The sequence below is a fragment of the Albidovulum denitrificans genome (genome assembly GCF_002973535.1).
Taxonomy (GTDB): domain Bacteria; phylum Pseudomonadota; class Alphaproteobacteria; order Rhodobacterales; family Rhodobacteraceae; genus Albidovulum; species Albidovulum denitrificans.
In genome coordinates this window covers 334,248-358,162 of record NZ_PVEP01000002.1, presented here as the reverse complement: position 1 = coordinate 358,162, position 23,915 = coordinate 334,248, and the positions used below count along the sequence as shown (strand labels likewise).

Here is a 23,915-nt window from a genome sequence, read left to right as displayed (position 1 = left end):
CCCCTTCGCCGCCCTCGCCCCCATATTCGCCTCATGCTGAAGCTGACCCCGATCCTCCTGGCCATTCTCTACGCGGTCCTGATGTATCACTTCTCCGCCTGGCGGACGAAGAAGATGCTGGACGCGCAGTCGCGGCCCCTGGACGATCCCGGCCTGAAGGCCGAGATCGACCGGCTGGCCCGCGCGCTGGACCTGCCCCATGTGCCGGTCCGGGTCTTCGCCATCGCCCCCGTGAACGGGCTGGCGGCGCCGGACGGGCGGATCTTCCTGACCGAGGGGTTCGTGCGGAAATACCGCGAAGGCACGGTGACGGGGCCGGAAATGGCCAGCGTCGTGGCGCATGAGCTGGGCCATATCGCCCATGGTCATGCCCGGCGGCGGATGATCGACTTTTCCGGCCAGAACGCGGTCTATGTGGCGCTGGCCTCACTCCTCGGGCGGCTGATCCCGTTTGTCGGCATCTTCCTTGCCGGGCTTGTCACCTCGCTTCTGGCCGCGCGTCTCAGCCGCCGGGATGAATATGAGGCCGATGAATGGGCCTCTGCCCTGCTCATCAAGGCGGGGATCGGGACCGGGCCGCAGAAGTCGCTGTTCCGCAAGCTGGAGAAGTTGACGGGGGCGGCGGGGGTTGGTCAGCCCGCCTGGCTCTTGAGCCATCCCAAGGCCGCCGAACGTATCGCGGCGATTGAGCGGAACGAGGCGAAGTGGGGCGTGAACGTCACGCCCATCCGTTAAAGCGTTTCGGGTTTGCGTTGAGAAAGCAAGTATCAGAATTCGAACGAAATAAGTTCGAATTCTGAGTCAGTGCAAACCCGAAATGCTATAGGATCAGCCCGCCCGCTGCACCGCAAGCCGGGTACGCCGCGTCACGAAGGCCAGCGCCGCCGTCACGAAGGCCCAGTAACCGACCCAGCCCGCCAGCGTCACCCAGTCCGGCGCGGCGCGGTAGCCGGTCAGGGAGGCGATCACACCGCCCACCGGGCCGCTGTCGTCAAGGATGCCACCCATGTCCCAAAGCGGCGCGTGGAACGGCAGGATGCCCGCCCCGACCAGCTTTTCCAGCCCGGTGGTGAACAGCGCACAGCCCAGAAGCAGCAGCATGACCTCGGATATGCGGAAGAAGCGGCCCCAAGGCAGAAGGCGGCTGCCAAGCTGCATCAGCGCATAGGTCGCGAAGGCGATGGCGAAGCCGGCTGCGATGGCGCCAAGGACGCCCAAAAGGCTGGTCCCCGCCGCCCCCGCCAGCATGCCATAAAGGAAGACCACGGTTTCGCTGCCCTCGCGCGCCACGGCAATCGCGGCGAGGATGAAGACGGTCCACCAATGGCCCGACCGCGCCGCATCGCTCAGCCCCCATTCCAGATCGCGCTTCAGCGTCCGGGCGTGGCGGCGCATCCAGAGGACCATCTGCACGATCAGCCCGGCGGCAAGGAAGACCATCGCCGTCATCATGTCATCGCGCAGGACTGGCGGCATGATCTCGGCAAAGCCCAGCACCATCGCCGCGAAGACCAGCGCCACGCCAAGCCCGGCGCCGACACCGCCCCAAAGGTAACGCCCGGCCCGCGCGCCGACCGCCCCTGTCGCCGCCTCACGCCGGAGCCAGCTTGACAGGATGCCGATGACCAGAAGCGCCTCGATGCTTTCGCGCCAGATGACGAAGATGATCTGCCCGGACATGACCCCGCCCCCCCCCCCTTATTTGACCGTGACGGTACCCCTGGCGCTGTCCTGCCGTTCATGGAACTCATCGACAAAGGCGTAGTCGCCCGCAGGCAGGGCGGGCAGCTTCACGGTCATTTCTTTGCCCGGCCCGACAACGGTTTCCTTTTTCAGCGCCTTGCTCTCGAACTCCCCGGCCGAGGTGCCGGTGTTGCGGATCAGCAGTTCCGCCGGTTCGCCTGCCGCGATCTCGACCACCTGCGGGGTGATGACGCCGTCCCTGAACTCGATCACGACGGGGGCGGCACTGGCGGCGCCCGCGCCCGCGACGGTCAGGGCGGCCAGAAGGCCGAGGCGGGCAAAGGGGGTGGCGGCACGGGACATGGGGTTTCTCCTGCGAGTCGGTTCTGGCGGGTGAGGCCGGGACCGGCATAACCCAGTCTTTTGGTCGGATAAAGGATTTTCTGAGTGAAAGAGTAAACTACCCGTGAGGGGCCGCCCGGCCCGACAAAAGCTTGCCCAGACGCGGCAGCCGCGCGCGTTTGAGAAGCGGGCGCAGGGGTTGCGCCTCGCCCGACAGCTCTTCGGCGCGGGCGCGGACCTCTTCGACCACGGTTTCGACCGGGCCGGGGGTGGTGGCATGAAGCGCGCGCAGGAATTCGTCGGGGTCCATCCGGCGCAACCCTTCCTCCGCCAGCGTCTGACGGGGGAAATCCTGCGCGTTGAAGGTAACGATCACATCGGCCCCGCCCGCGATGGCGGCGGCAAGGACGTGGATATCGTTCGGGTCCGGCAGGTGCAGCCGCACCTCCAACCCCGGTCTGGGCGGGACCGAAGCGGCCGGGAAGGCCGCCCGCAGGACCGCGATTTCCCCCCGCGCGATATCCTCCGCGCCGGGGCCGAGTTTCACCGTCGCGCGCGCCCATTCCTCAAGGATGCGGTCGGACCAGAGCGGGGTGTAAAGCCCCGCCCGCGCGACGCCTGTCAGGATCTCCCGCAGCACCGTCGGATAAAGGACGCAGGCATCCAGCAGCGCCTTCATCCGTCAAGCCGGAAGAACAGCGCCTTGAGGTAACCCGACTCCGCCAGTTGCGGCAGTTGCGGATGGTCCGGCCCGGCAAAGCCGGTGTGGATCAGTTGTGAGCGCCGCCCGCCGCGCCCGATGCCACGGGCCGAGGCATTGCGGAACTGCGTCAGGTCGGCGGCGTGGGAGCAGGAGCAAAGCACCAGAAAGCCCCCCGGCGCGACCAGAGGCGCGGCAAGGCGCGCGACGCGCTCATAGGCGCGCAGCCCCGCCTCTAGCGCCGGTTTGGCGGGCGCGAAGGCGGGCGGGTCGCAGATGACGAGGTCGAATTGCGCCCCCTCGCCCCGCAGCGCCTCCATCACCGCGAAGGCGTCGCCCTTGCGGGTGGCGAAGCGGTCGCCCATGCCCATGGCCCGCGCGCCCCCTTCGGCAAGCTCCAGCGCCGGGGTCGATCCGTCGACCGCCAGAGCCGAGGTGGCCCCGCCCGCAAGGGCCGCCAGCGAAAAGCCCCCGACATGGGAAAAGACGTCAAGGACGCGCGCATCCCCGGCCAGCCGGGCGGCGAAGGCGTGGTTCGGGCGCTGGTCGTAGAAAAGCCCGGTCTTCTGCCCGCCCATGAGGTCCGCCAGATAGGTCGCGCCATTCATCGGCACCGGCAGCGGGCCGTCGATCTTGCCCGCGAGGATGCCGGTTTCCTCATCCAGCCCCTCAAGCCCACGCGCCCGGCCGGTGGCGTTCTTGACGATGGCGGTGACGCCGGTGACATCGGCCAGCGCGGCGGAGAGGTCGACGATCATCGCCTCGGCCCAGGCAGCGTTGGGCTGGATCACCGCCGCCTCGCCGAAGCGGTCGATGATGACGCCGGGCAGTCCGTCGGCCTCGGCATGGACCAGCCGGTAGAAGGGCGCGTCGAAAAGCGTCTCGCGCAGCGTCAGCGCGCGGGCCAGACGCGCGGCGATCCAGTCGCGGTCGATAACGGCCCCGGCGTCGCGGTCCAGCATCCGGGCGATGATCTTCGATTTCGGGTTGATCGTGACCACACCCATCGCCCGCCTCTCGGCATCCTCAAGCACCGCGATGGTGCCGGGGGTCAACCCTTGTGTCCGCCGGTCGGTCACAAGCTCATCCGCATAGACCCAGGGAAAGCCGTGGCGCACCGCGCGGGCATCGGCCTTGGGCCTGAGACGGATAACGGGATAGGTCATGGGTACCCCCGGAGGCTGGACAGGCCCCTTCCCTAGTGCGAAGCGCGGCGAAGCGAAAGCCCCCGGCCCTTTCGCGGCACCCGTGACCGGCCCCGCCTTGACGTCGCCCGGACGGGCGCGCAGACTTTCCCCAACCGAAACGCGCCCCTGCCGCCGCCTGTCGGATCGCCATCCGGCAAGGGTTGTTAGCGCTAACGGATCATGCTACACCCCGGCCCGAACAGTGGCCCCGCCGCGCCGACACCCTTGGCGCCGGGCATATCAGGAGGCACAGATGGCCATCCATCCGCAGCTCGACGCGATCACCGCGCGTATCCGCGACCGTTCCGCCAGGACGCGGGGCGCCTATCTTGACCGGATGCGCAAGGCGGCCGAGGAAGGCCCGGCACGCGCCCACCTGTCCTGCGGCAATCAGGCGCACGCCTATGCCGCGATGGGCGCGGACAAGGGCAACCTCGCCGCAGGGCGGGTCGCCAATATCGGCGTGGTCACCGCCTATAATGACATGCTGTCGGCCCACCAGCCCTATGAGGATTATCCCAAGATCATCCGCGACACGGCGCGGGAGCTTGGCATCACCGCGCAGGTCGCGGGTGGCGTCCCGGCGATGTGCGATGGCGTGACCCAAGGACGCGACGGGATGGAACTGTCGCTTTTCTCCCGCGACGTGATCGCGCTGGCCGCAGGCGTCGCGCTTAGCCACAACTGTTTCGACGCGGCGCTTTACCTTGGCATCTGCGACAAGATCGTGCCGGGCCTTGTCATGGCCGCCGCGACCTTCGGCAATGTGCCTGCCGTCTTTGTCCCCTCCGGCCCGATGGTCAGCGGGCTGCCGAATGACGAAAAGTCCAGGGTCCGCCAGCAATTCGCCGCCGGAGAGGTCGGCCGCGACAAGCTGATGGAGGCGGAGATGGCCTCTTACCACGGCCCCGGCACCTGCACCTTCTACGGCACCGCCAATTCCAACCAGATGCTGATGGAGTTCATGGGCCTGCACCTGCCGGGCGCAAGCTTCGTCAACCCCGGCACCCCGCTGCGCGAGGCGCTGACGAAAGAGGCGGTGCGCCGCGCCGGTGCGATCACCGCGCTTGGCAACGACTATCGCCCGGTGGGCGAGATCCTTGACGAACGCGCCATCGTCAACGGCATCGTCGGGCTGATGGCGACGGGGGGCTCCACCAACCTCGTCCTGCATCTGCCCGCCATGGCGCGGGCGGCGGGTGTGCTGCTTGAGCTTGAGGATTTCGCGGCGCTGTCGGACATCGTGCCGCTGATGGCGCGGGTCTATCCCAACGGTCTGGCCGATGTGAACCACTTCCACGCGGCGGGCGGGCTGCCCTTCATGATCGGCGAATTGCTGTCAGCGGGCCTTCTGCACCCCGATGTCAAGACCATCGCCGGGGACGGCCTTTACCGCTATGCGCAGGAACCGAAGCTGAAGGGTGGCGTGTTGAGTTGGGAGGATGGCGCGGGGGAAAGCCTGAACGACAAGGTCCTGCGCCCCGCCTCTGCCCCGTTCCAGCCGATCGGCGGGCTGAAGGAACTGACCGGCAATCTTGGCCGTGGCGTCATCAAGATTTCCGCCGTCGCGCCGGAGCGGCATGTGATCGAGGCCAAGGCCCGCATCTTCCACGATCAGGAAGAGGTGAAAGCCGCCTTCAAGCGTGGTGAGTTCACCGAGGATACGGTCGTCGTCGTCCGCTTTCAGGGGCCGCGCGCCAACGGGATGCCGGAACTGCATTCGCTGACCCCCACGCTTTCGGTGCTTCAGGACCGGGGGCTGAAGGTGGCGCTTGTGACCGACGGGCGCATGTCGGGCGCCTCCGGCAAGGTCCCGGCGGCGATCCATGTCAGCCCGGAGGCCGCCTGTGGCGGTCCCATCGCGCGGCTGAGGGATGGCGACATCGTCCGGCTGGACGCGGCCAGCGGGCGGCTTGAGGTTCCCGGCGTGGACCTTGAGGACCGCGCGCCGGTCACGGTAGACCTTGGCGCGAATGCCCACGGCACCGGGCGCGAGCTTTTCGCCTGTTTCCGCGCCCATGTCGGGGCCGCGCCGGAAGGTGCCGCACTCGTCGTCTGACCTCTTGATCCGAAGGACTGCCCCATGACCCCCGCCGAACAAAGCCAAAAAGCCGCCGAGATCTGCGCCCTCGCCCCCGTCGTCCCGGTCCTTGTGATCGAGGATGCCGCGCAGGCGAAGGGTCTGGCGCAGGCGCTGGTCAAGGGCGGGTTGCCCGCGCTTGAGGTAACGCTGCGCACGCCCTCGGCCCTCGACGCGATCCGCGCCATGGCCGAGGTGCCGGGCGGCGTCGTGGGGGCGGGAACGCTGCTGACACCCGCCGACGTGAAGGCCGCCAAGGCAGCGGGCGCGAGGTTCGGCGTCTCCCCCGGCGCGACCGACCGGCTGATCGCGGCCTGTGTGGACGAAGAGCTACCCCTGCTGCCCGGCGCGGCAACGGCGACCGAGGTGATGGTGCTGCTGGAAAAGGGCTTCACGGTGCAGAAGTTCTTCCCCGCCGAGGCCTCGGGCGGCGCCCCGGCGCTGGCCGCCATCGGCGCGCCGATCCCGCAGGTGAAATTCTGCCCCACCGGCGGCGTCAGCATGAAGAACGTGGCCGATTACCTGAAGCTTTCCAACGTCCTTTGCTGCGGCGGAAGCTGGGTCGCGCCCAAGGCCGCGGTTCAGGCGGGCGACTGGGACCAGATCGAAACGCTGGCCCGCGCGGCGGCGGCGCTGCCGCGTTAGGACCGCCCCACCGCCTCGCCCAGTGCCCGGCGCATCAGGTCGTCGCGCGCGCAGATCGCGCCGAGGATCAGCCAGGCCAGCGGGGAAAGCATCACGACCGCCACCCCGATCCGCCCCGGACCGGCGCCAAGGGCCATCGACGCGCCGTAAAGATCCGCCGCACCGGCCGGAACCGCGCCGAGGATGGCGAAAAGCAGCGCCAGCCGCATCCGGTCGCGGCGCAGGTGCAAAAGCCGCTGGATCAGCGGCCCGGCATAGCCCCTGAGGAGGCAGCACTCCGCCGCCGCCACGACGGCAAGCGCGAAGGCCAGCGCACCAAGGAACAGTTGCACCGCTGGCGCGAGCGCGGGCGCATGAACCCCGGCCCAGCGGGTCACTGTCAGGGAAAAGACCCCGGCGGGCAGGTAGAACGCAAGGAACGCCAGCGCCGGGTAAAGGGATCTAACAAAGGTCTTCATGGAAACAAACTCCCGTGAATGCCCCTGATTAACGCGGCTTCGCGACGCCGAAGCGGCGCGCGCCTGTCCCCTTCGGGGCGATTTTCGGGTGTGTTTCTGTCGCGCGGGGGCGTCAGCCGCCCAGACGCGCCGACCGTCCGCCGCGCCGCGTCGGCTTGTCGCCGGGGACGAGGCCGTCAGTCAGGACCTTTGTCATCGGGTGGTCGGGGTTGGCGGGGGCGTAGTGCGACAGCAGCACGCGCATCGCCTCATGTGCGTCGGTATCGCCCGCAAGGCTCAGCGCCCAGTCAAGGTAGATCGACCGGCATTCGCCCGCCGTGATCCCCTCGATCGCGTAGGATTCGCGCACAAGCCCCTTGGGGTCGGCAAGTTTCGCGTCCATCACCTTCCTGCCCATCCTGTCCACGGCCCCTTCATTGCACCGCCCCGTCCGACGGGGCGCCAAGGATCGCCGCCATGATCTCTTCGGCCTTCGCCACATGCCCCGCCAGCCGCGACGCAAGATCGCCAAGTTCCGACGCATCCGTTTCACGCAAGAGAAAGGCGCGCCCGCCCTCGCCGATCGCCTCCATGTCCAGGGGCCGTTCGCTTAACAGCCGCCCCCCGGCCTGAAGCCGCCAGAGGAAGCGATAGGCGGATTGCAGCGCCTGTTCCGCGGCCGCGCCGTAATGCCCGGCGGCCTTTCCGGCGCGCAACTGCTGTTCCACGCGCCGCACCGGGGCGGCGGCGCGCAGGGCCGAGGATTGCGCCAGCAACTCGATATCCTGCAACCGCCCCGGCCCGATCTTGGCCTCCCATTCGCCATCCGGCGCCTTGGCGGCGAAGATGCGGGCGCGCATCTCGGCGGTATCGGTCAGGATCGCGTCGCCGGTGGATTTCGCCGCCAGAACCTTCTGCCGGATCGCCTCGATCTCCTCCGCCAGCGCCGCATCGCCCGCGACGGCGCGCGCGCGGGTCAGGGCCAGATGCTCCCATGTCCAGGCTTCGTCCATCTGGTAGCTTTCGAAGGACGACAGCGACGTCGCCACCGGCCCCTGACGGCCCGAGGGGCGCAGCCGCATGTCAACCTCGTAAAGCCGCCCCTCGGCCATCGGCGCGGAAAGCCCGGTCACCAGCGCCTGTGTCAGACGCGCGTAATAGGCCCGCGCCGCCAGCGGCCGCTTGCCCTCCGACGCCTCCACCCCCGCCGCGTCATAGACCACGATCAGGTCGAGGTCCGAAGCCGCGTTCAACCGCTCCGCCCCGAGTGAGCCCATGCCAAGGACCACCGCCCCCCGCCCCGGCGGCGTGCCGTGCTTGGCTGAGAAATCGGCGACCACGGCGGGCCAGAGCGCCTGCAACACCGCCCCGGCCAGATCGGCATATTCGCGCCCCGCTTGCGCGGCGTCGATCAGCCCGCGCAGGTGGTGAACGCCGATGCGGAAATGCCATTCCCGCTGCCAGTGCCGCGCGGTGGTCAGCTTGCCCTCATAATCCGGGACCTCGGCGAGCTTCCCGGCCAGTTCCTCGGCCAGCGCGCCTGTCCCCGGCCATTCGCTGAAGAACCCGCCGCCGATGACCGCATCCAGCACGGCGGAATTGCGCGACAGATAGGCCGCAAGCCCCGGCGCCGTTGAACAAATATCAACAATCAGGTCGATCAACTGCGGATTGGCGTCGAAAAGTGAAAAAAGCTGCACCCCGGCGGGCAGGCCCGACAGGAAGCCGTCGAACTGACGCAGCGCCTCATCGGGGTTGGCGGCGCGGTCGAGGCGGCGCAGGATCTCCGGCTGCACCCGCTTGAAAATCGTGACCGCGCGTTCCGAGCGCAGCGCCGGATAGCCGCGCCAGCCCTCGACGATGGCGCGCGCCTCGGCGCTCATCTCCGGCAGGTCGCCGGTTTCGCCGGGGGCGAAAAAGCCCTCGGTCAATTCGCTGACCCGCATCAGCCGCGCGCGAAGCCCCTCGCGCCAGCGCGCGGTGTCGCCTTCACCCATCATCCGGGCAAGGCGGTCGATCCCCTCGGCATTGGTGGGCAGGTCATGGGTCTGGGCATCGCCAACCATCTGGATGCGGTGCTCCACCTCACGATGGGCGCGGTAAAGGTCGGTCAGTTCCGCCGCATCCGCGCTTGGCACCCAGCCTTTTGCCGCCAGCGCCGCCAGCCCCTGAACCGTGCGCCGGTCGCGCAGGTCCGGGTCGCGCCCGCCCGCGATCAACTGGCGGGTCTGGGTGAAGAACTCGATCTCCCGTATCCCGCCAACGCCAAGCTTCATGTTATGGCCTTCCAGCACGATTGGCCCGTGCAGCCCCTTGTGGTCGCGGATGCGCAGGCGCATGTCATGCGCGTCCTGAATGGCGGCAAAGTCCAGATGCCTGCGCCAGACGAAGGGGGTCAGGGTCTTCAGGAACCGTTCCCCCGCCGTGATGTCGCCCGCGCAGGCGCGCGCCTTGATGAAGGCCGCGCGTTCCCACGTCCGGCCCTGCGCCTCGTAATACTGCTCCGCCGCCGCCATGGAGATGCAGACCGGCGTGACCGAGGCATCGGGGCGCAATCGCAGGTCAGTGCGGAAGACATAGCCCTCGGCCGTCAGGTCCGACAGCATCGCCGTCATCCGCCGCACGACGCGGATGAACGAGGCCCGCGCCTCTTGCGCGTCGTCAGGGTCATAGCGGGTTTCGTCGAAAAGGCAGATCAGGTCGATGTCGGAGGAATAGTTCAGCTCCCCCGCGCCCATCTTGCCCATGGCAAGCGCCACGATCCCGGCGGCGGTTTCGGCATCTTCGGCCGCAGCACCCGGCACCTTGCCGCGCCGGATCTCATCGGCGGTCAGGGCCACCAGCGCCGCGTGGGTCGCGCGGTCGGCCAGCGTGGTCAGCGCGCCTGTCACCTCCTCAAGCCGCCAGACGCCGCCCAGATCGCAAAGCCCCGCCAGAAGCGCCACGCGCCGCTTGGCCTGACGCAGCGCGGCGCCCAGCGCGTCGCTTGCCAGCCCCTCGGTCGCGGCCAGCACCCCTGCCAGCGCGTCCTCCGGCGCTCCGGCAAGGGCAGCGTCAAGCCAGTCGGCCTCACGCTCCATCAGCCCGGCCAGATAGGGGCTGCACCCCGCCGTTCCGTCAAGAAGCGCGCGGATTTCAGGCGGTTGCGCGGCAAAGCGGGCCTGCACCTCTGCGGTGCGGGTATCCTCATAGGGGATCGGAGAGCGGGTGAGACGGGCGGCGAATGTCATGGCGCGACAGTAGCGACGCGCGGGCGGGCGTCAACGGCCCACGCGCGCCCGGCCCTTGCAGTTCGCCGCGCCCCATGGCTACCTGCGCCCCGCCGGGACAAGGGAAAGGACAGGGGCGATGAGCAAGAGCCTGAAGCGCGTCAAAGCCGCCATCGAGGCGGCGGGGCTTGAGACAGAGATCCTTGAGATGACTGAGGGCACCCGCACGGCCGAAGATGCCGCCCGCGCCGCGCGGTGCGAGGTCGATCAGATCATGAAGTCGATCATCTTCCGGGGCGAGGAAAGCGGCCATGTCGTCCTCTTCCTGACCGCGGGCGGCAACCGGGTCAGCGCGGAAAAGGCCAGCGCCGTCGCCGGTCAGCCGCTGGGCAAGGCCGATGCCGACCTGATCCGGGCCGAGACGGGATTTGCCATCGGCGGCGTGGCGCCCCTTGGTCACCTGACCCCGATCCGCAGCTATTACGATCCGCGTCTTCTGGATTTCGACGTGGTCTGGGCCGCCGCCGGGACGCCGCGCCACGTCTTCGCCGCCGCCCCCGCCGCCCTTCTGGCCGCGACCGGGGCGGAACGGGCCGATTTCACGGAATAACGCGTTTCGGGTTTGCGTTGAGAAAGCAAGTATCTGAATTCGAACGAAATAAGTTCAAATTCTGCGTCAGGGCAAACCCGAAATGTTATAGCGCTCAGGCCGCCTCGAACGCGATCTTGCGGCGCAGGAATTGCGTGGCCTTGCTGCTGACCCGCGCCGGGTCGCCGGTGGTCAGGAAGCGCGATGTCGTGCCGGAGCCGATGAAGTCCGGCCGCCGGACAAGGTAGTCCTTCAGGCTTTCGGCCACGAGGTTTGCCTGCGAATAGACGGTCACGCCCGCGCCCAGCGCATCCTCGAAGGTGGATTCCATCAGCGGGTAGTGGGTGCAGCCCAGGATCGCCGCCTCGGGCTTTGGCATCCGGCGTTTCAGCGCCTCGACATGGGATCGCACCAGCGCTTCGGCCAATATTTCATCCCCGTCCTCGATCGCATCGACGACGCCGCCACAGGGCTGCGCCTCGACATCGACCCCGATGGCGCGGAAGGCAAGCTCGCGCTGAAAGGCGCGGCTGGCGACGGTGGCGGGCGTGGCAAAAAGCGCGACATGTTTCACCGCCACTTCGCGCGGGGGGGAGTTGTCGCCCCATTGCCGTTCGGTCAGCGCCTCGATCATCGGAACGAAGACGCCAAGGACGCGCTTGTCGGCCGGGACCCACGTCTCCTGCATCCGTTTCAGCGCCACGGCGGCGGCGGTGTTGCAGGCAAGGATCACCAGATCGCAGCCTTCGGCCCAAAGACGCTCCACCCCGGCGCAGGTCAGGTTGAAGATGTCGTCGGCATCGCGCACACCGTAGGGCGCGTGGGCGTTGTCGCCGTAATAGACGAAGGCCAGATCGGGCAGCGCCCTGGCGACCGCGTCATAGACCGTCAGCCCGCCAAGCCCCGAATCGAATATGCCGACCGCCATCGCCAGACCCCCTCCGCCGCCGGGGCGCGTGGCCTCAGGCGCGGTATTTCTCTTCGAATTCAAACCCGTATGCCAGGGATGGCAGCGGCTTCGGGGATAATTCATACGTCGTCCGGCGCAGGAAATCCATCATGGCTTTCGCATCCCCTGCCCGCGCCGCGATTTCGCCGCGCGGGATCGGATCGCCGACGACGATGCGCACGGGTTCGCCGATCCGCGCGCGGAATTCGTTGATGAGAAGGCCAAGGCGCAGCGTGTAATGCAGGTGGCTGGCAAGCTGGAAGAGGCGCGAGGTCTGGCCGTCGAAATAGATCGGCACCACCGTCGCCCCCGACCGCGCGATCATGCGGGCGGTGAAGTTGCGCCAGACCGGGTCCATGGGCCGGGCGAAGGGCGTGGGCGCGGTGGCGACCGTGCCGCCGGGAAAGATGCCGATGGCGCCCCCGGATTTGAGATAGGCCAGCGCCCCGGCCCGCGTTTCAAGGTTGCGCTTCAGCGCGGCCTCCGTCTCATCGAAGTCGATGGGCAGGATCACGCGGTCAAGCTCGCGCGCCTTGCGAAAGACCTGATGCGCGATGATGCGGAAATCGCCACGCAGGGCGGACAGGATATAGCCCATCATCAGCCCGTCGAGGATGCCGTAGGGATGGTTGGCGATCAGGATCAGCGGGCCGTTGGCCGGGATGCTGGACAGGCTGCCGCCCACGATATCAAGGCGAAGCCCGTAGCGTTCGACGATCACCTGCCAGAAATCGCGCCCGCGCGCGACCTCATCCTCATACCCCTTCGCCCGGCGGATCAGACCGATCCGCCCGGTCGCGTTTTCCAGAAGCCGGACAAGGGCCCGCCCGCCGCGCGACCGGGCCGAGGCGGCATAGGAAATCTCTCGCGCGATGTCTTTTGCCACTCTCGCCCTCCCAGGGTTCACCTGACAGGCGATGATGGCGCGCGAAGGCGACAGTTCCGTGACGCCGCGCAGTCGCGCGAGGGGATTGGCGCAATGGGTGATAACGGCAGCGTCCCGGACCTGATCCGGGACCTCTTTCTCCGGTGGCGGAGGTCCCGGACCTGATCCGGGACGGCAAGGCCATGCGGCCCTACTCCGCCGCCGCCTTCAGAGGCGTACCGCCCGTGCGGATCGTGGCCAGAAGCTCTTCCCGCCGCTTGGCGGCCTTGCGCTCCGCCGCTTCCTTGACCGGGCCATAGCCGAGGATCGACTTTGGCAGCTCCACCAGCGCCCGGATGGCGGGGGCGGTGTCGGGCGTCAGCTTTGGCAGCACCTCGGCCATGTCGCCCTCGAACTGCGCGATCAGCGCGCGTTCCATCCGCCGTTCGGCGGCGCGGCCGAAGGGGTCGAAGGCGGTGCCGCGCAGGCCCTTCATCCGGGCGAGAAGGCGGAAGACATGCAGCATCCACGGACCATAGGCCTTCTTCCGGGGCCGCCCGCCCGGCCCCGTCTTCGCCAGCATCGGGGGCGCGAGGTGGAAGGTCATACGGAAATCGCCATCGAACGCGGCCCTGGCCTTCTCCGCCGTTTCCAGATGCAGGCGCGCGACCTCATATTCGTCCTTGTAGGCGAGGAGCTTGTAATAGCTTTCGGCCACGGCAAGGCGCAGATCCTCGGGCGCTCCGGCCACCAGCGTGCGGAAACGGTCGGCATAGGCGGCGTTCTGATAGTCGGTCAGACGGGCGGCAAGGCGGTCGATCTTTTCTTTTTCATCCATGGGCGTTGCCGCCGGTTCTTCAACCAGTTTCTCAACCTCTTCCGGGTGCAGGGCAACCCAGCGCCCGATCTCGAAGGCGCGCAGGTTACGCTCCACCGCCGCGCCGTTCAGGGTGATCGCCTGACGGATCGCATCGGCCGAGAGCGGGACATGGCCCTTCTGCCAGGCGGCCCCCAGAAGCAGCATGTTGGAAAAGATCGAATCCCCCATCAGCTTGCGCGCGACCTCGGAGGCATCGACGAAGCTGACCCGATCCTTCAGCCGCGCCTGAAGAGAGACGCGCAAGGCATCGGAGGGCAAGTGAAAATCCCGGTCGCGGGTGAAGGCGCCGGTGATGATCTCATGGCTGTTGACGACCGCGCCGGTGCGCCCCGTCGTCATCAGGCCCAGCGTCTTGGCGCCGCCGCTGACGACGAGGTCACCGCCGATCAGGCAGTCCGCCTCACCCACCGCGACGCGGATCGCGCTGATATCCTCGGGCCGGTTTGCCAGCCGCAGGTGGATATGGACCGCGCCGCCCTTCTGGGCGAGGCCCGCCATCTCCATCATGCCCGCGCCCTTGCCGTCGATCTGCGCCGCCTGCGCCATCACCGCGCCGATGGTCACGACGCCGGTGCCGCCGACCCCGGTGATGATGACGTTGAAGGTGCCGTCAATCGCGGGCAGTGCCGGGTCCGGCAATTCCGGCAGGTCAAACTCCGCCGCCGAGGCCTTTTTCACCTTGGCCCCTTCCAGCGTCACGAAGGACGGGCAGAACCCGTCGAGGCAGGAGAAATCCTTGTTGCATGACGATTGGTCGATGGCGCGCTTGCGGCCCAGTTCCGTCTCGACCGGCACGATGGAGACGCAGTTCGACTGCACCCCGCAATCGCCGCAGCCCTCACAGACCTCGGTATTGATGAAGACCCGCCTGTCAGGGTCGGGGAACTGCCCGCGCTTGCGGCGGCGACGCTTTTCGGCAGCGCAGGTCTGGACGTAAAGAATGACCGACACGCCATTGATTTCGGTGCATTTCTTCTGCACCAGAGGCATCTCGCGGCGTTCATGGAAGGCTAGCCCTGCCGGGAACTCTGCGCGGTCGACCTCTTCCTTCTCGTCATAGACGACGAAGATGTTCTTCACCCCCATCGCCGCCACTTCCTGCGCGATGCGCCCGGCGGTCAGGCCGCCTTCGTTCGTCTGGCCCCCGGTCATGGCGACGGCGTCGTTGAAGAGTATCTTGTAGGTGATCGTCGTGCCTGCGGCGAGGGCTGCGCGGATCGCCTGCACGCCCGAGTGGTTATAGGTGCCGTCGCCCAGGTTCTGGAACACATGGCCGCGCGTCGAAAACGGCGCCTCACCGACCCAGTTCGCGCCTTCGCCGCCCATCTGGGTAAAGCCGAGGGTCGAACGATCCATCCACTGCACCATGTAGTGACAGCCGATCCCGGCATAGGCGCGGCTGCCCTCGGGGACCTTGGTAGAGGTGTTGTGCGGGCAACCGGAGCAGTAATAGGGCAGCCGGGCCGCAATCTCGGGCGCGTTGTCGGCGCGGCGCGCCTCGGCGATGGCGGCAAGGCGGGCCTTGACCTCATCGGTGCCGCGCCCTTCCTCGATCAGGATGCCGCCCAGTTTCTCGGCGATATAGGTCGGGTCAAGCGCGTAGCGGGTGGGGAACAACTCCTCCCGGTGCATGGCGCCCGCGCCGCCCTTGTACCAGCCATAGACGCGCCGCCCCTGACGGTCGTCAAAGATCGCCTCCTTGATCTGCACCTCGATCAGCTTGCGCTTTTCCTCGACCACCACGATCAGGTCGAGGCCCTCGGCCCAGTCGTGGAACCCCTTCATGTCCAGCGGGAAGGTCTGGCCGACCTTGTAGGTGGTAATGCCAAGGCGCTCTGCCTCGCCCTCATCAATTCCCAGAAGGTTCAGCGCATGGACGAGGTCGAGCCAGTTCTTCCCCGCCGCGACGAAGCCGATCCTGGCGCCCGGCTTGCCCCAGACGCGGCGGTCCATGCGGTTGGCGTGGGAAAACGCCTCGGCCGCGAACCGCTTGAAGTCGATCATCCGCGCTTCCTGCGCGACGGGCGTGTCGGACAGGCGAATGTTCAGCCCGCCGTCCGGCATCGGGAAGTCCGGCGTCTTGAAGGCAAGCCGGAAGGGATCGCCATCGACGACCGCCGTCGCCTCAACCGTGTCCTTCATCGTCTTGAGGCCGACCCAGACCCCGGCAAAACGGCTGAGCGCCCAGCCGTAAAGGCCGTAATCCATGATCTCCTGCACACCGGCGGGGCTGACGACGGGCATATAGGCGTCGATCATCGCCCAGTCGGACTGATGCAGCACGGTAGAGCTTTCGCCGGTGTGGTCGTCCCCCATCGCCATCAACACGCCGCCATGGGGCGAGGTGCCTGCCATGTTGGCATGGCGCATCACGTCGCCGGAACGGTCCACCCCCGGCCCCTTGCCGTACCAGAGCGCGAAGACACCGTCATATTTGCCCTCGCCCCGCAATTCCGCCTGCTGGCTGCCCCAGATCGCGGTCGCAGCAAGGTCTTCGTTCAGGCCCGGCTGAAAGCGGATATCGTTCGCGTCAAGCAGCTTGCCTGCCTTCGCCATGTTCAGATCGACCCCGCCCAGCGGCGATCCGCGATAGCCTGTGACGTAACCGGCAGTGTTCAGCCCGGCCCTCGCGTCCCGCGCCTTCTGCATCAACATCAGCCGCACAAGCGCCTGGGTCCCGTTCAACAGGACCGGCGAGCGGTCAAGATCGTAGCGGTCGTTCAGCGAAATCTGGTGCTTGGTCATCGGCGGCCTCCCTCACCTTCGCCCATTATAGGTCAAAAATGCTGACCTACAAAGCGCGAATTTTGGGCAACCCTTCACGATTTGGTCGAAGGTCGGGGCGCTTTTGCTTTGTCCATTTGGTGAAATCCTGCATAACACCCGCGATGTTAATTTGAGTGAATGTGTCGGAATGGATTGGGACAAGCTTAGAATCTTTCATGCGGTTGCCGATGCGGGCAGTCTGACCCATGCGGGCGACAGCCTTCATCTGTCCCAGTCCGCGGTCTCCCGGCAGATCCGCGCGCTTGAGGAAAGCCTGAACACCACGCTTTTCCACCGCCATGCGCGGGGACTGATTCTTACCGAACAGGGGGAATTGCTGTTCGACGCGACAAGCTCGATGAACAAGCGGCTGGAAACCGCCGCCGCGCGGATCCGCGACAGCGAGGATGAGGTCTTTGGCGAATTGCGCGTCACCACGACGACGGGCTTTGGCACGCTCTGGCTCGCCCCCCGTCTCGGCAAGCTTTACGAACGCTACCCCGACCTCAAGATCGACCTGATGCTTGAAGAGCGCGTGCTGGACCTGCCGATGCGCGAGGCCGACGTGGCGATCCGCATGAAGGAACCGAGCCAGGCCGACCTGATCCGCCGCCGCCTGATGACGATCCGCATGCGGCTTTACGCGACGCGCGATTACCTTGACGCGGCGGGCGAGCTGTCCTCGATCGAGGATATTTCCGACCATCGCCTCATCAGCCAGAACCCGACCACGGCGCAGGTCGCCGCAGGGGCCTTCCTTGTGCAAAGCCTGCTCAATCAGGAAATCCGCTCCACCCTGACGGTGAACAACTATTACGGCGTCCTTCAGGCGGTTCTCTGCCATCTGGGCATCGGCGTGCTGCCCGATTACCTGGCCGAGGACTTCCCCCATCTGGTCCGCGTGCTGCCGGATGTGGAATCGGCCGAGGTGCCGGTTTTCCTCGCCTATCCCGAGGAATTGCGGCAGTCCAAGCGCGTCGCGGCCTTCCGCGAGTTTGTCATGGAAGAGATCATGGCCTACCGCAAACGCAAGGTTGAGGACGAGCCCAACTGAGGCAACAACCGGAAGTTGAGGTGAGGCATGTCCGCAACGCATAGCGGCCATGTTGCAGTTGCGGCATGTTTTTCCTTGAACCGTTCGCACAGCGCACATAAATCGGGCTTGAAGACGATGGCTGAGGCAACTCGCTTCGTTTTCTACCTCCCTGTTGGACTTGGGCCGAGCTTTGTCTCGGCCTTTTTTTTTGCGCCGGGCCAATCTTGTCCCCCCGCGCGGCGGCGATGTCGGCTATGCTCTGCCTCAAAGGAAGGGGGCGCCATGCCGGAAAACCGTGATCTTTCCTGCCGTTGCGGCGCGACGCGCTGGTCCGTCGCTGCAAATGCGCCGGGGTGCCATGTCGAATGCTACTGCGCCGATTGCCAAAGCTTCGCCCGCCATCTGCGGGCCGATGACCTCTGGCTTGACCCCGATGGCGGTACCGAATCCTTCCATACCCTGCCCCGTCACGTCCGGTTCACGGCGGGGCAAGAGAACCTTCGCGCCCTCAGGCTTGGCCCGAAGGGGTTGATCCGCTGGTATGCGGGCTGCTGCGATACGCCCGTCGCCAATACGCTCGCCACCCCCCGCCTGCCCTTCGTCGGGCTGGTCCTGCGGCCCGGTCAGGCGGGGTTCGGCCCCCTGGTCACCAAGGCCAACACCGGCGCCGCGCGCCGGCCGGTCCGGGGCTTCGGCAAGGGCCGCGCGATTGCGGGCCTTCTTCTGCGCGCGGCGGGCGCGCGGCTGACCGGGCGGCACCGCCCGAGCCCGTTCTTCGACGCCGCAGGCGCCCCCACCGTCACGCCCCGCATCCTGACGCTGGCCGAACGCAACGCCGCACGCCCGCCAAAGGCGCCGTAACGGCCCTTCCCACCGCCTGCCCCATGCCCTAAAGAGTCGCGCGAACCGAACAAGGACAGGGTGCCATGCAAGAACCGGCCATCACTCCCGACCTGATCAGCGCCCACGGGCTTAAGCCCGACGAATACGCGCGCATATTGGAGATCATCGGGCGTGAGCCGAGTTTCACCGAGCTTGGCATCTTCTCGGCCATGTGGAACGAACATTGTTCCTACAAATCCTCGAAGAAATGGCTGCGCACCCTGCCGACCACCGGGCCGCAGGTCATCTGCGGGCCGGGCGAGAACGCGGGCGTCGTCGATATCGGCGACAATCAGGCGGTGATCTTCAAGATGGAGAGCCACAACCACCCCTCCTACATCGAACCGCATCAGGGTGCCGCGACCGGCGTCGGCGGCATCCTGCGCGACGTCTTCACCATGGGCGCGCGCCCCATCGCCGCAATGGACTCGCTCTCTTTCGGCCTGCCGTCGCACCCCAAGACCGCGCATCTGGTCAAGGGCGTGGTGGAAGGCGTCGGCAGCTACGGCAACTGCTTCGGCGTCCCCAATGTCGGCGGTGAGGTGCGGTTTCATGCCTCCTATAACGGCAACTGCCTTGTGAACGCCTTCGCGGCGGGCCTCGCCGATGCCGACAAGATCTTCTATTCGGCGGCCTCGGGCGTGGGGATGCCGGTCGTCTATCTCGGCGCCAAGACGGGGCGCGACGGCGTCGGCGGCGCGACGATGGCCAGCGCGGAATTCGACGACACGATCGAGGAAAAGCGCCCCACCGTGCAGGTCGGCGATCCGTTCACCGAAAAGCGCCTGCTTGAGGCCTGTCTGGAACTGATGGCCTCGGATTCGGTCATCTCCATTCAGGACATGGGCGCGGCGGGCCTGACCTGTTCGGCGGTCGAGATGGGCGACAAGGGCGGGCTTGGCATCCAGCTGAAGCTTGACGACGTGCCGCAGCGCGAAACCAACATGACCGCCTATGAGATGATGCTCTCCGAGTCCCAGGAACGCATGCTCATGGTGCTGAAGCCCGAACGCGAGGCCGTCGCCCGCGCGATCTTTGAAAAATGGGACCTCGATTTCGCCATCGTCGGCGAAACCATCGCCGAGGACCGCTTCCTGATCCTGCACGGGAATGAGGTGAAGGCCGACCTGCCCTTGTCGAAGCTTTCCTCCTCCGCCCCCGAATATGACCGCCCCTGGGTGGAAACGCCCGCCGCCGCGGCCCTGAAGGACGCGCCGCAGATCGACCCGATCGCGGGGCTGCGCGCGCTGATCGGGTCGCCCAACTACGCCCACAAGGGCTGGGTCTGGGAACAGTATGACACGCAGGTGATGGCCGACACGATCCGCACGCCGGGGCTTGGCGCGGGCGTCGTGCGTGTCCACGACACCGGCAAGGCGCTGGCCTTCACCTCGGACGTGACGCCGCGCTACGTCAGGGCGAACCCGGTCGAGGGCGGCAAGCAGGCGGTGGCGGAAGCCTATCGCAACCTGACCGCCGTCGGCGCCGTGCCGCTGGCCACCACCGACAACATGAACTTCGGCAACCCCGAAAAGCCCGAGATCATGGGCCAGTTCGTCGGCGCCATCAAAGGCATCGGTGAGGCCTGCGTGGCGCTCGACATGCCGATCGTCTCGGGCAACGTGTCGCTTTACAACGAGACCGACGGCAAGGGCATCCTGCCGACGCCCACCATCGGCGCGGTGGGCCTGCTGAAATCCCTCGACGAATTGATCGCGGGCCAGCCGCAGGACGGCGACGCCGCCGTGGTGATCGGCCGGACCGATGGCCATCTGGGCCAGTCCGCACTTCTGGCCGAAGCCTTCGGGCGTGAGGACGGCGATGCGCCCCATGTCGACCTCGCCGCCGAAAAGCGCAACGGCGACTTCCTGCGCGCCAACCGAAAGCTGATCCGCGCCGCGACCGATCTGTCCGACGGCGGCCTTGCGCTGGCCGCGTTCGAGATGGCCGAAGGCGCCGGGCTGGGCGTGACGCTCGACCCCGGCGAAACCGCCTTTCTCTTTGGCGAGGATCAGGCGCGTTATCTTGTCGCGCTCCGCCAGTCCGACATCGCGGCGCTGAGCGCGGCGGCGCAGGCGGCGGGCGTGCCACTGGCGCTTGTCGGGCGGTTCGGCGGTGACACGGTCACGCTGGGCGCGGCCTCTGCCCCCCTTGGCGAGCTTTCAACCCTCTACCGCACCGCCTTCGCCGCCGCCGTCGCCTGAGGCCCCGGCTTCTTCGTTGCCCAAATACTCCCGCCGGAGGCGGCCCTTCGCCACCGGCGCCACCTTGCGGCGGCGCACCGGCCCGCTTACATTCGCCCGAAGGACAGGAGAGTTTCATGCCGATCAGCGCCGAAGACATCGAACACATGATCCGCGAGGCCTTCCCCAAGGCCCGGATCGAGGTGCAGGGCGATGACGGCCAGCATTTCGCGGCCTTCGTGGAGGATGAAAGCTTCCGCGGACAGAACCGCGTTCAACAGCAGCGCGCGGTCTATGCCGCGCTTAAAGGGAAGATGGACGGCGCGGCGGGGGAACTTCACGCCCTCGCGCTGACCACAAAGGCACCGGAGTAAAGGCCCATGACCACCGCAACCGACCAGATCCGCGACACCGTCGCCGCCAATGACGTCGTGCTTTACATGAAAGGCACCAAGACCATGCCGCAATGCGGCTTCTCCAGCCGCGTGGCCGGGGTGCTGAACTTCATGGGGGTCGACTACAAGGACGTGAACGTGCTTGAGGATGCCGAGATCCGCCAGGGCATCAAGGACTTCTCCGACTGGCCGACGATCCCGCAGCTTTACGTCAAGGGCGAATTCGTTGGCGGCTGCGACATCATCACCGAGATGACGCTCTCGGGTGAGCTGGACCAGCTTTTCGACGACAAGGGCGTGTCCTACAACAAGGACGCCGCCGACCAGATCCGCGCCGCCAACGCCTGAGGCGACGAAACGGGCGGGACGATCAAGGGGGGCCTTCGCGGCCCCCTTTTGCTTTGCGCGGGGCAAGGGGCGTTGTGACGGCACTCAGGGGGGCAAGAAGCCGGGACGGCGGCCGACCGCGGGGGGACGCCGGGGAAAGGCGGCAGCGTCCCGGACTTGATCCGGGACCCCCACCACCGGAAGAAGAGGTCCCGGATCGGGTCCGGGACGGCGAGGCACGGGCCTTCCCCTCCACCGCCGTCAGCAAGTGCCGGGCCACGGCGCGGCGAACCGACCTTTCGGCATCGTGCTTTATCCCGGCAAAGTGCCTCCGACAGCGGTGTTTCGCGCAGAATAGAAGACGAGGCGGGGCGAAAGGCGGCAGCGTCCCGGACTTGATCCGGGACCTCCACCACCGGAGGAAGAGGTCCCGGATCGGGTCCGGGACGGCAAGGCACGCGCCCTCCCCCTCACCACCGTCAGCAAGTGCCGGGCCACGGCGCGGCGAACCGACCTTTCGGCATCGTGTTTTATCCCGGCAAAGTGCCTCCGACAGCGGTGTTTCGCACGACATCAGCCAATCGCCGGGCCGGGGGGTGGCCCGGCGATGCGCGGCGGCGCGGGGGCGCCGCTATTTCGCGCAGAATAGAAGATGAGGCGGGACGGAAGGCGGCAGCGTCCCGGATCGGGTCCGGGACGGAGAGGCACGGGCCTTCCCCCTCACCGCCGCGCGGAACCCTGCACCACAGCCCCACAAACCTTGACGACCCGCCCCGCATCCTCTACCTGCGGGGTCAGGCCGCTGACGCCTGCCACCCGCAGACAGATGTCCTGGTGAAGTTCGGCAGACCGCTTTCCTTGTTTTCCTCCACGCAGATCGCGCGGATGGCAGCGCGGGTTCCCATCCTGAAACGGCGCGATCCTTGCAAGAGGGTGACAGGGCATGTCCGACATCCCGGAAAACTCCTATCTTGAGGCGCCCCTTGGGCTGACCTACGCGAAAACCGCGCTGCCGATCATCTTCGTCATGGGGATGAACGGGCTGCTTGCCGTGGCCGACGCCCTGTTTCTGGGGCATTATGTGGGACCGCAGGCGCTGGCGGCGGTGACGCTGATCTTCCCGCTCTACATGCTGGTCGTGGCGCTGGCGACGCTGGTGTCGAGCGGCATGTCAAGCGTTCTGGCCCGCCATCTGGGCGCCAACCGACTGGCCGAAGCGCAGGCGGCCTTTGCCGGGGCGCATGGTCTGGCGCTGCTGGCGGGCGGGGGGCTGATCGCGCTTTTCCTTCTGGCCGGGCGTCCGGTCACCCTGCTCGCCGCGGCGGGCTCGGCAGAGCTTGCCGGGATGGGCCTGACCTATCTGCGCATCGTGGTCCTCTTTTCCCCCCTCCTCTTCCTCATGTCGGTCAATTCGGACGCGCTGCGCAACGAGGGGCGCGTGGGCTTCATGGCGGGGATGAGCCTTCTGGTCTCAACCGCCAATATCGGGTTCAATTACCTGCTGATCGCGCGTCTGGGCCTTGGCGTTGCCGGGTCGGCCTATGGCACGGTTCTGGCGCAGGCGCTGGCCTTCGCGATCATCCTTGCCTTTCGCCTTCGCGGCCCGACGCATCTGCGCCTTTCCGCCCTGAAAACCCACGGGCTTTCGCGGTCATGGCGGCCGATCCTTGCCCTTGGCGCGCCGCAAAGCCTGAACTTCATCGGCCTCTCTCTTGGTTCCGCCGCGATCCTTGCCGCGCTGCAAATGGTGGAAAGCCCGCGCTATGACCACACGGTTTCGGCCTACGGGATCATCACCCGCGTGATGACCTTCGCCTTCCTGCCGCTTCTGGGCCTGTCCCACGCGATGCAGACGATCACCGGCAACAACTACGGCGCGGCACTTTGGCGGCGGTCGGATGGCAGCCTGCGCTTTGCGCTGGGGGCGGCGCTGATCTATTGCGCGCTGGTGCAGGTCGCCCTGACAGCGGCGCCCGCGCGGATCGGCGGGGCCTTTGTCGAGGATGCCGTGACCATCGCCGAAGTGGCGCGTATCCTGCCGGTCATGGTGCTTTTCTTCGTGCTGTCCGGCCCCCTGATGATGATCGCGATGCATTTTCAGGCCATCGGGGACGCAAGGCGCGCGGGGCTGCTGGGCCTTGCCAAGCCCTATCTTTTCGCCCTGCCGCTGACCTTCCTTCTGGCGGACCTGTTCGGCGAGGCGGGCATCTGGGCCGCCGGGCCGGTGGCGGAGCTTTGCCTTCTGGCGCTGACAGCCGCCGTTCTGGCCGTCACCGCGCGGCGGGGCGCGCGGCGCTGGGGGCTGTTCGACACCGTTGGGGGAGAGATCCGATGACCCTGCAATTGCCCAGCATCGCCGAGGCCAAGGCGCAGGCCGCAAGCCTGCGGCAGGACCTCGCCAGACAGGGGACAGAGATCGGCCATGCGCGCGCGCTGGAACTTGTGGCGCATCAGCACGGGTTTCGCGACTGGAACGCCTTTCACGCCGCGATCGGCAACCGCCCGCCCGCAGACTGGACGCCGGGCGGGCGGGTGCAGGGCAGCTACCTGTCGCAGCCTTTCCGGGCGACGGTCGTTGCCGCCACCATGCTGGGCGACGGATGGTTCCGCCTGTCCCTTGAGCTTGACGAGGCGGTCGATGTGGTCAGTTTCGAAAGCTTTTCGAACTTCCGCAAGCGCGTTCACTGCGTTGTCGGGCCATCCGGCAGGACGCGGGAGAGGACATCGGACGGCCAGCCCCATGTGGTGCTGGACCGTTAG

21 protein-coding genes are annotated in these 23,915 nt (G+C 67.2%); 11 read left to right on the top strand and 10 right to left on the bottom strand.

What is annotated here, in order from left to right; genetic code table 11:
• The first annotated feature begins 33 nt into the window (after nt 1-33).
• The gene (locus LX70_RS07475) at nt 34-735 is read left to right on the top strand and encodes a M48 family metallopeptidase (protein WP_105513929.1); all 702 of its coding nucleotides are present in this window, start codon (nt 34-36) and stop codon (nt 733-735) included.
• 93 nt (nt 736-828) lie between these two features.
• On the opposite strand, the gene LX70_RS07470 is transcribed toward LX70_RS07475, so the two are convergent.
• The 4 genes from LX70_RS07470 to LX70_RS07455 all read right to left on the bottom strand — a co-directional run bounded on the left by LX70_RS07470 (nt 829) and on the right by LX70_RS07455 (nt 3,891).
• A complete protein-coding gene (locus LX70_RS07470; protein WP_105513928.1) occupies nt 829-1,680 on the bottom strand; it encodes an FTR1 family iron permease in 852 nt (283 codons plus the stop codon).
• Nucleotides 1,681-1,698: 18 nt separating this feature from the next.
• Nucleotides 1,699-2,046 (bottom strand): cupredoxin domain-containing protein, encoded by a 348-nt coding sequence (locus tag LX70_RS07465; RefSeq protein ID WP_105513927.1) that lies wholly within the window; start codon nt 2,044-2,046, stop codon nt 1,699-1,701.
• A 97-nt stretch (nt 2,047-2,143) separates the two neighbouring features.
• Nucleotides 2,144-2,704, bottom strand: a complete 561-nt coding sequence (locus LX70_RS07460) for an RSP_2648 family PIN domain-containing protein (RefSeq protein ID WP_105513926.1) — start codon at nt 2,702-2,704, stop codon at nt 2,144-2,146.
• Nucleotides 2,701-3,891 carry an RSP_2647 family RNA methyltransferase gene (locus LX70_RS07455; protein WP_105513925.1) on the bottom strand — a complete coding sequence of 397 codons (1,191 nt, stop codon included), beginning with the start codon at nt 3,889-3,891 and terminating at the stop codon, nt 2,701-2,703. The genes LX70_RS07460 and LX70_RS07455 overlap by 4 nt, the downstream gene beginning before the upstream one ends.
• A gap of 274 nt (nt 3,892-4,165) precedes the next feature.
• Between LX70_RS07455 and edd the strand changes: the two genes are divergently transcribed.
• Nucleotides 4,166-5,971, top strand: a complete 1,806-nt coding sequence (edd, locus tag LX70_RS07450) for a phosphogluconate dehydratase (RefSeq protein WP_105513924.1) — start codon at nt 4,166-4,168, stop codon at nt 5,969-5,971.
• A 24-nt stretch (nt 5,972-5,995) separates the two neighbouring features.
• Nucleotides 5,996-6,637, top strand: a complete 642-nt coding sequence (gene eda, locus LX70_RS07445; RefSeq protein ID WP_105513923.1) for a bifunctional 4-hydroxy-2-oxoglutarate aldolase/2-dehydro-3-deoxy-phosphogluconate aldolase — start codon at nt 5,996-5,998, stop codon at nt 6,635-6,637.
• On the opposite strand, the gene LX70_RS07440 is transcribed toward eda, so the two are convergent.
• The 3 genes from LX70_RS07440 to LX70_RS07430 form a co-directional block, all read right to left on the bottom strand.
• Complete coding sequence (locus LX70_RS07440; protein ID WP_105513922.1) at nt 6,634-7,095, bottom strand: hypothetical protein; 462 nt, start codon at nt 7,093-7,095, stop codon at nt 6,634-6,636. The genes eda and LX70_RS07440 overlap by 4 nt on opposite strands.
• 112 nt (nt 7,096-7,207) lie before the next feature.
• Entirely contained in the window at nt 7,208-7,477 is a 270-nt protein-coding gene (locus tag LX70_RS07435; RefSeq protein ID WP_105514168.1) for a hypothetical protein, read from the bottom strand.
• Nucleotides 7,478-7,508: 31 nt separating this feature from the next.
• Nucleotides 7,509-10,304 (bottom strand): bifunctional [glutamate--ammonia ligase]-adenylyl-L-tyrosine phosphorylase/[glutamate--ammonia-ligase] adenylyltransferase, encoded by a 2,796-nt coding sequence (locus LX70_RS07430; protein WP_105513921.1) that lies wholly within the window; start codon nt 10,302-10,304, stop codon nt 7,509-7,511.
• A 118-nt stretch (nt 10,305-10,422) separates the two neighbouring features.
• Here LX70_RS07430 and LX70_RS07425 point away from each other — a divergent pair, with 118 nt between their 5' ends.
• Entirely contained in the window at nt 10,423-10,893 is a 471-nt protein-coding gene (locus LX70_RS07425) for a YbaK/EbsC family protein (protein ID WP_105513920.1), read from the top strand.
• A 94-nt stretch (nt 10,894-10,987) separates the two neighbouring features.
• Here LX70_RS07425 and LX70_RS07420 read toward each other — a convergent pair whose 3' ends face one another.
• From LX70_RS07420 to LX70_RS07410, 3 genes are all read right to left on the bottom strand, one after another.
• A complete protein-coding gene (locus LX70_RS07420; RefSeq protein WP_105513919.1) occupies nt 10,988-11,800 on the bottom strand; it encodes a glutamate racemase in 813 nt (270 codons plus the stop codon).
• A gap of 34 nt (nt 11,801-11,834) precedes the next feature.
• On the bottom strand, nt 11,835-12,707 hold the full coding sequence (locus tag LX70_RS07415) for a lysophospholipid acyltransferase family protein (protein WP_105513918.1): 873 nt from the start codon (nt 12,705-12,707) through the stop codon (nt 11,835-11,837).
• 190 nt (nt 12,708-12,897) lie between these two features.
• A complete protein-coding gene (locus tag LX70_RS07410) occupies nt 12,898-16,311 on the bottom strand; it encodes an indolepyruvate ferredoxin oxidoreductase family protein (RefSeq protein WP_105513917.1) in 3,414 nt (1,137 codons plus the stop codon).
• Nucleotides 16,312-16,480: 169 nt separating this feature from the next.
• Here LX70_RS07410 and LX70_RS07405 point away from each other — a divergent pair, with 169 nt between their 5' ends.
• The 7 genes from LX70_RS07405 (at nt 16,481) to LX70_RS07375 (ending at nt 23,915) form a co-directional block, all read left to right on the top strand.
• A complete protein-coding gene (locus LX70_RS07405) occupies nt 16,481-17,386 on the top strand; it encodes a LysR family transcriptional regulator (RefSeq protein WP_105513916.1) in 906 nt (301 codons plus the stop codon).
• Nucleotides 17,387-17,650: 264 nt separating this feature from the next.
• On the top strand, nt 17,651-18,229 hold the full coding sequence (locus tag LX70_RS07400; RefSeq protein WP_105513915.1) for a DUF6151 family protein: 579 nt from the start codon (nt 17,651-17,653) through the stop codon (nt 18,227-18,229).
• A gap of 65 nt (nt 18,230-18,294) precedes the next feature.
• Nucleotides 18,295-20,454: a phosphoribosylformylglycinamidine synthase subunit PurL gene (gene purL, locus LX70_RS07395; protein ID WP_105513914.1), complete on the top strand. Its 2,160-nt coding sequence runs from the start codon at nt 18,295-18,297 to the stop codon at nt 20,452-20,454.
• A gap of 116 nt (nt 20,455-20,570) precedes the next feature.
• On the top strand, nt 20,571-20,807 hold the full coding sequence (locus LX70_RS07390) for a BolA/IbaG family iron-sulfur metabolism protein (RefSeq protein WP_105513913.1): 237 nt from the start codon (nt 20,571-20,573) through the stop codon (nt 20,805-20,807).
• A 6-nt stretch (nt 20,808-20,813) separates the two neighbouring features.
• On the top strand, nt 20,814-21,176 hold the full coding sequence (gene grxD, locus LX70_RS07385; protein ID WP_105513912.1) for a Grx4 family monothiol glutaredoxin: 363 nt from the start codon (nt 20,814-20,816) through the stop codon (nt 21,174-21,176).
• Between the two features lie 922 nt (nt 21,177-22,098).
• Complete coding sequence (locus LX70_RS07380; protein ID WP_105513911.1) at nt 22,099-23,490, top strand: MATE family efflux transporter; 1,392 nt, start codon at nt 22,099-22,101, stop codon at nt 23,488-23,490.
• Nucleotides 23,487-23,915 (top strand): glyoxalase superfamily protein, encoded by a 429-nt coding sequence (locus LX70_RS07375; RefSeq protein WP_105513910.1) that lies wholly within the window; start codon nt 23,487-23,489, stop codon nt 23,913-23,915. Before LX70_RS07380 ends, LX70_RS07375 begins: the two co-directional genes overlap by 4 nt.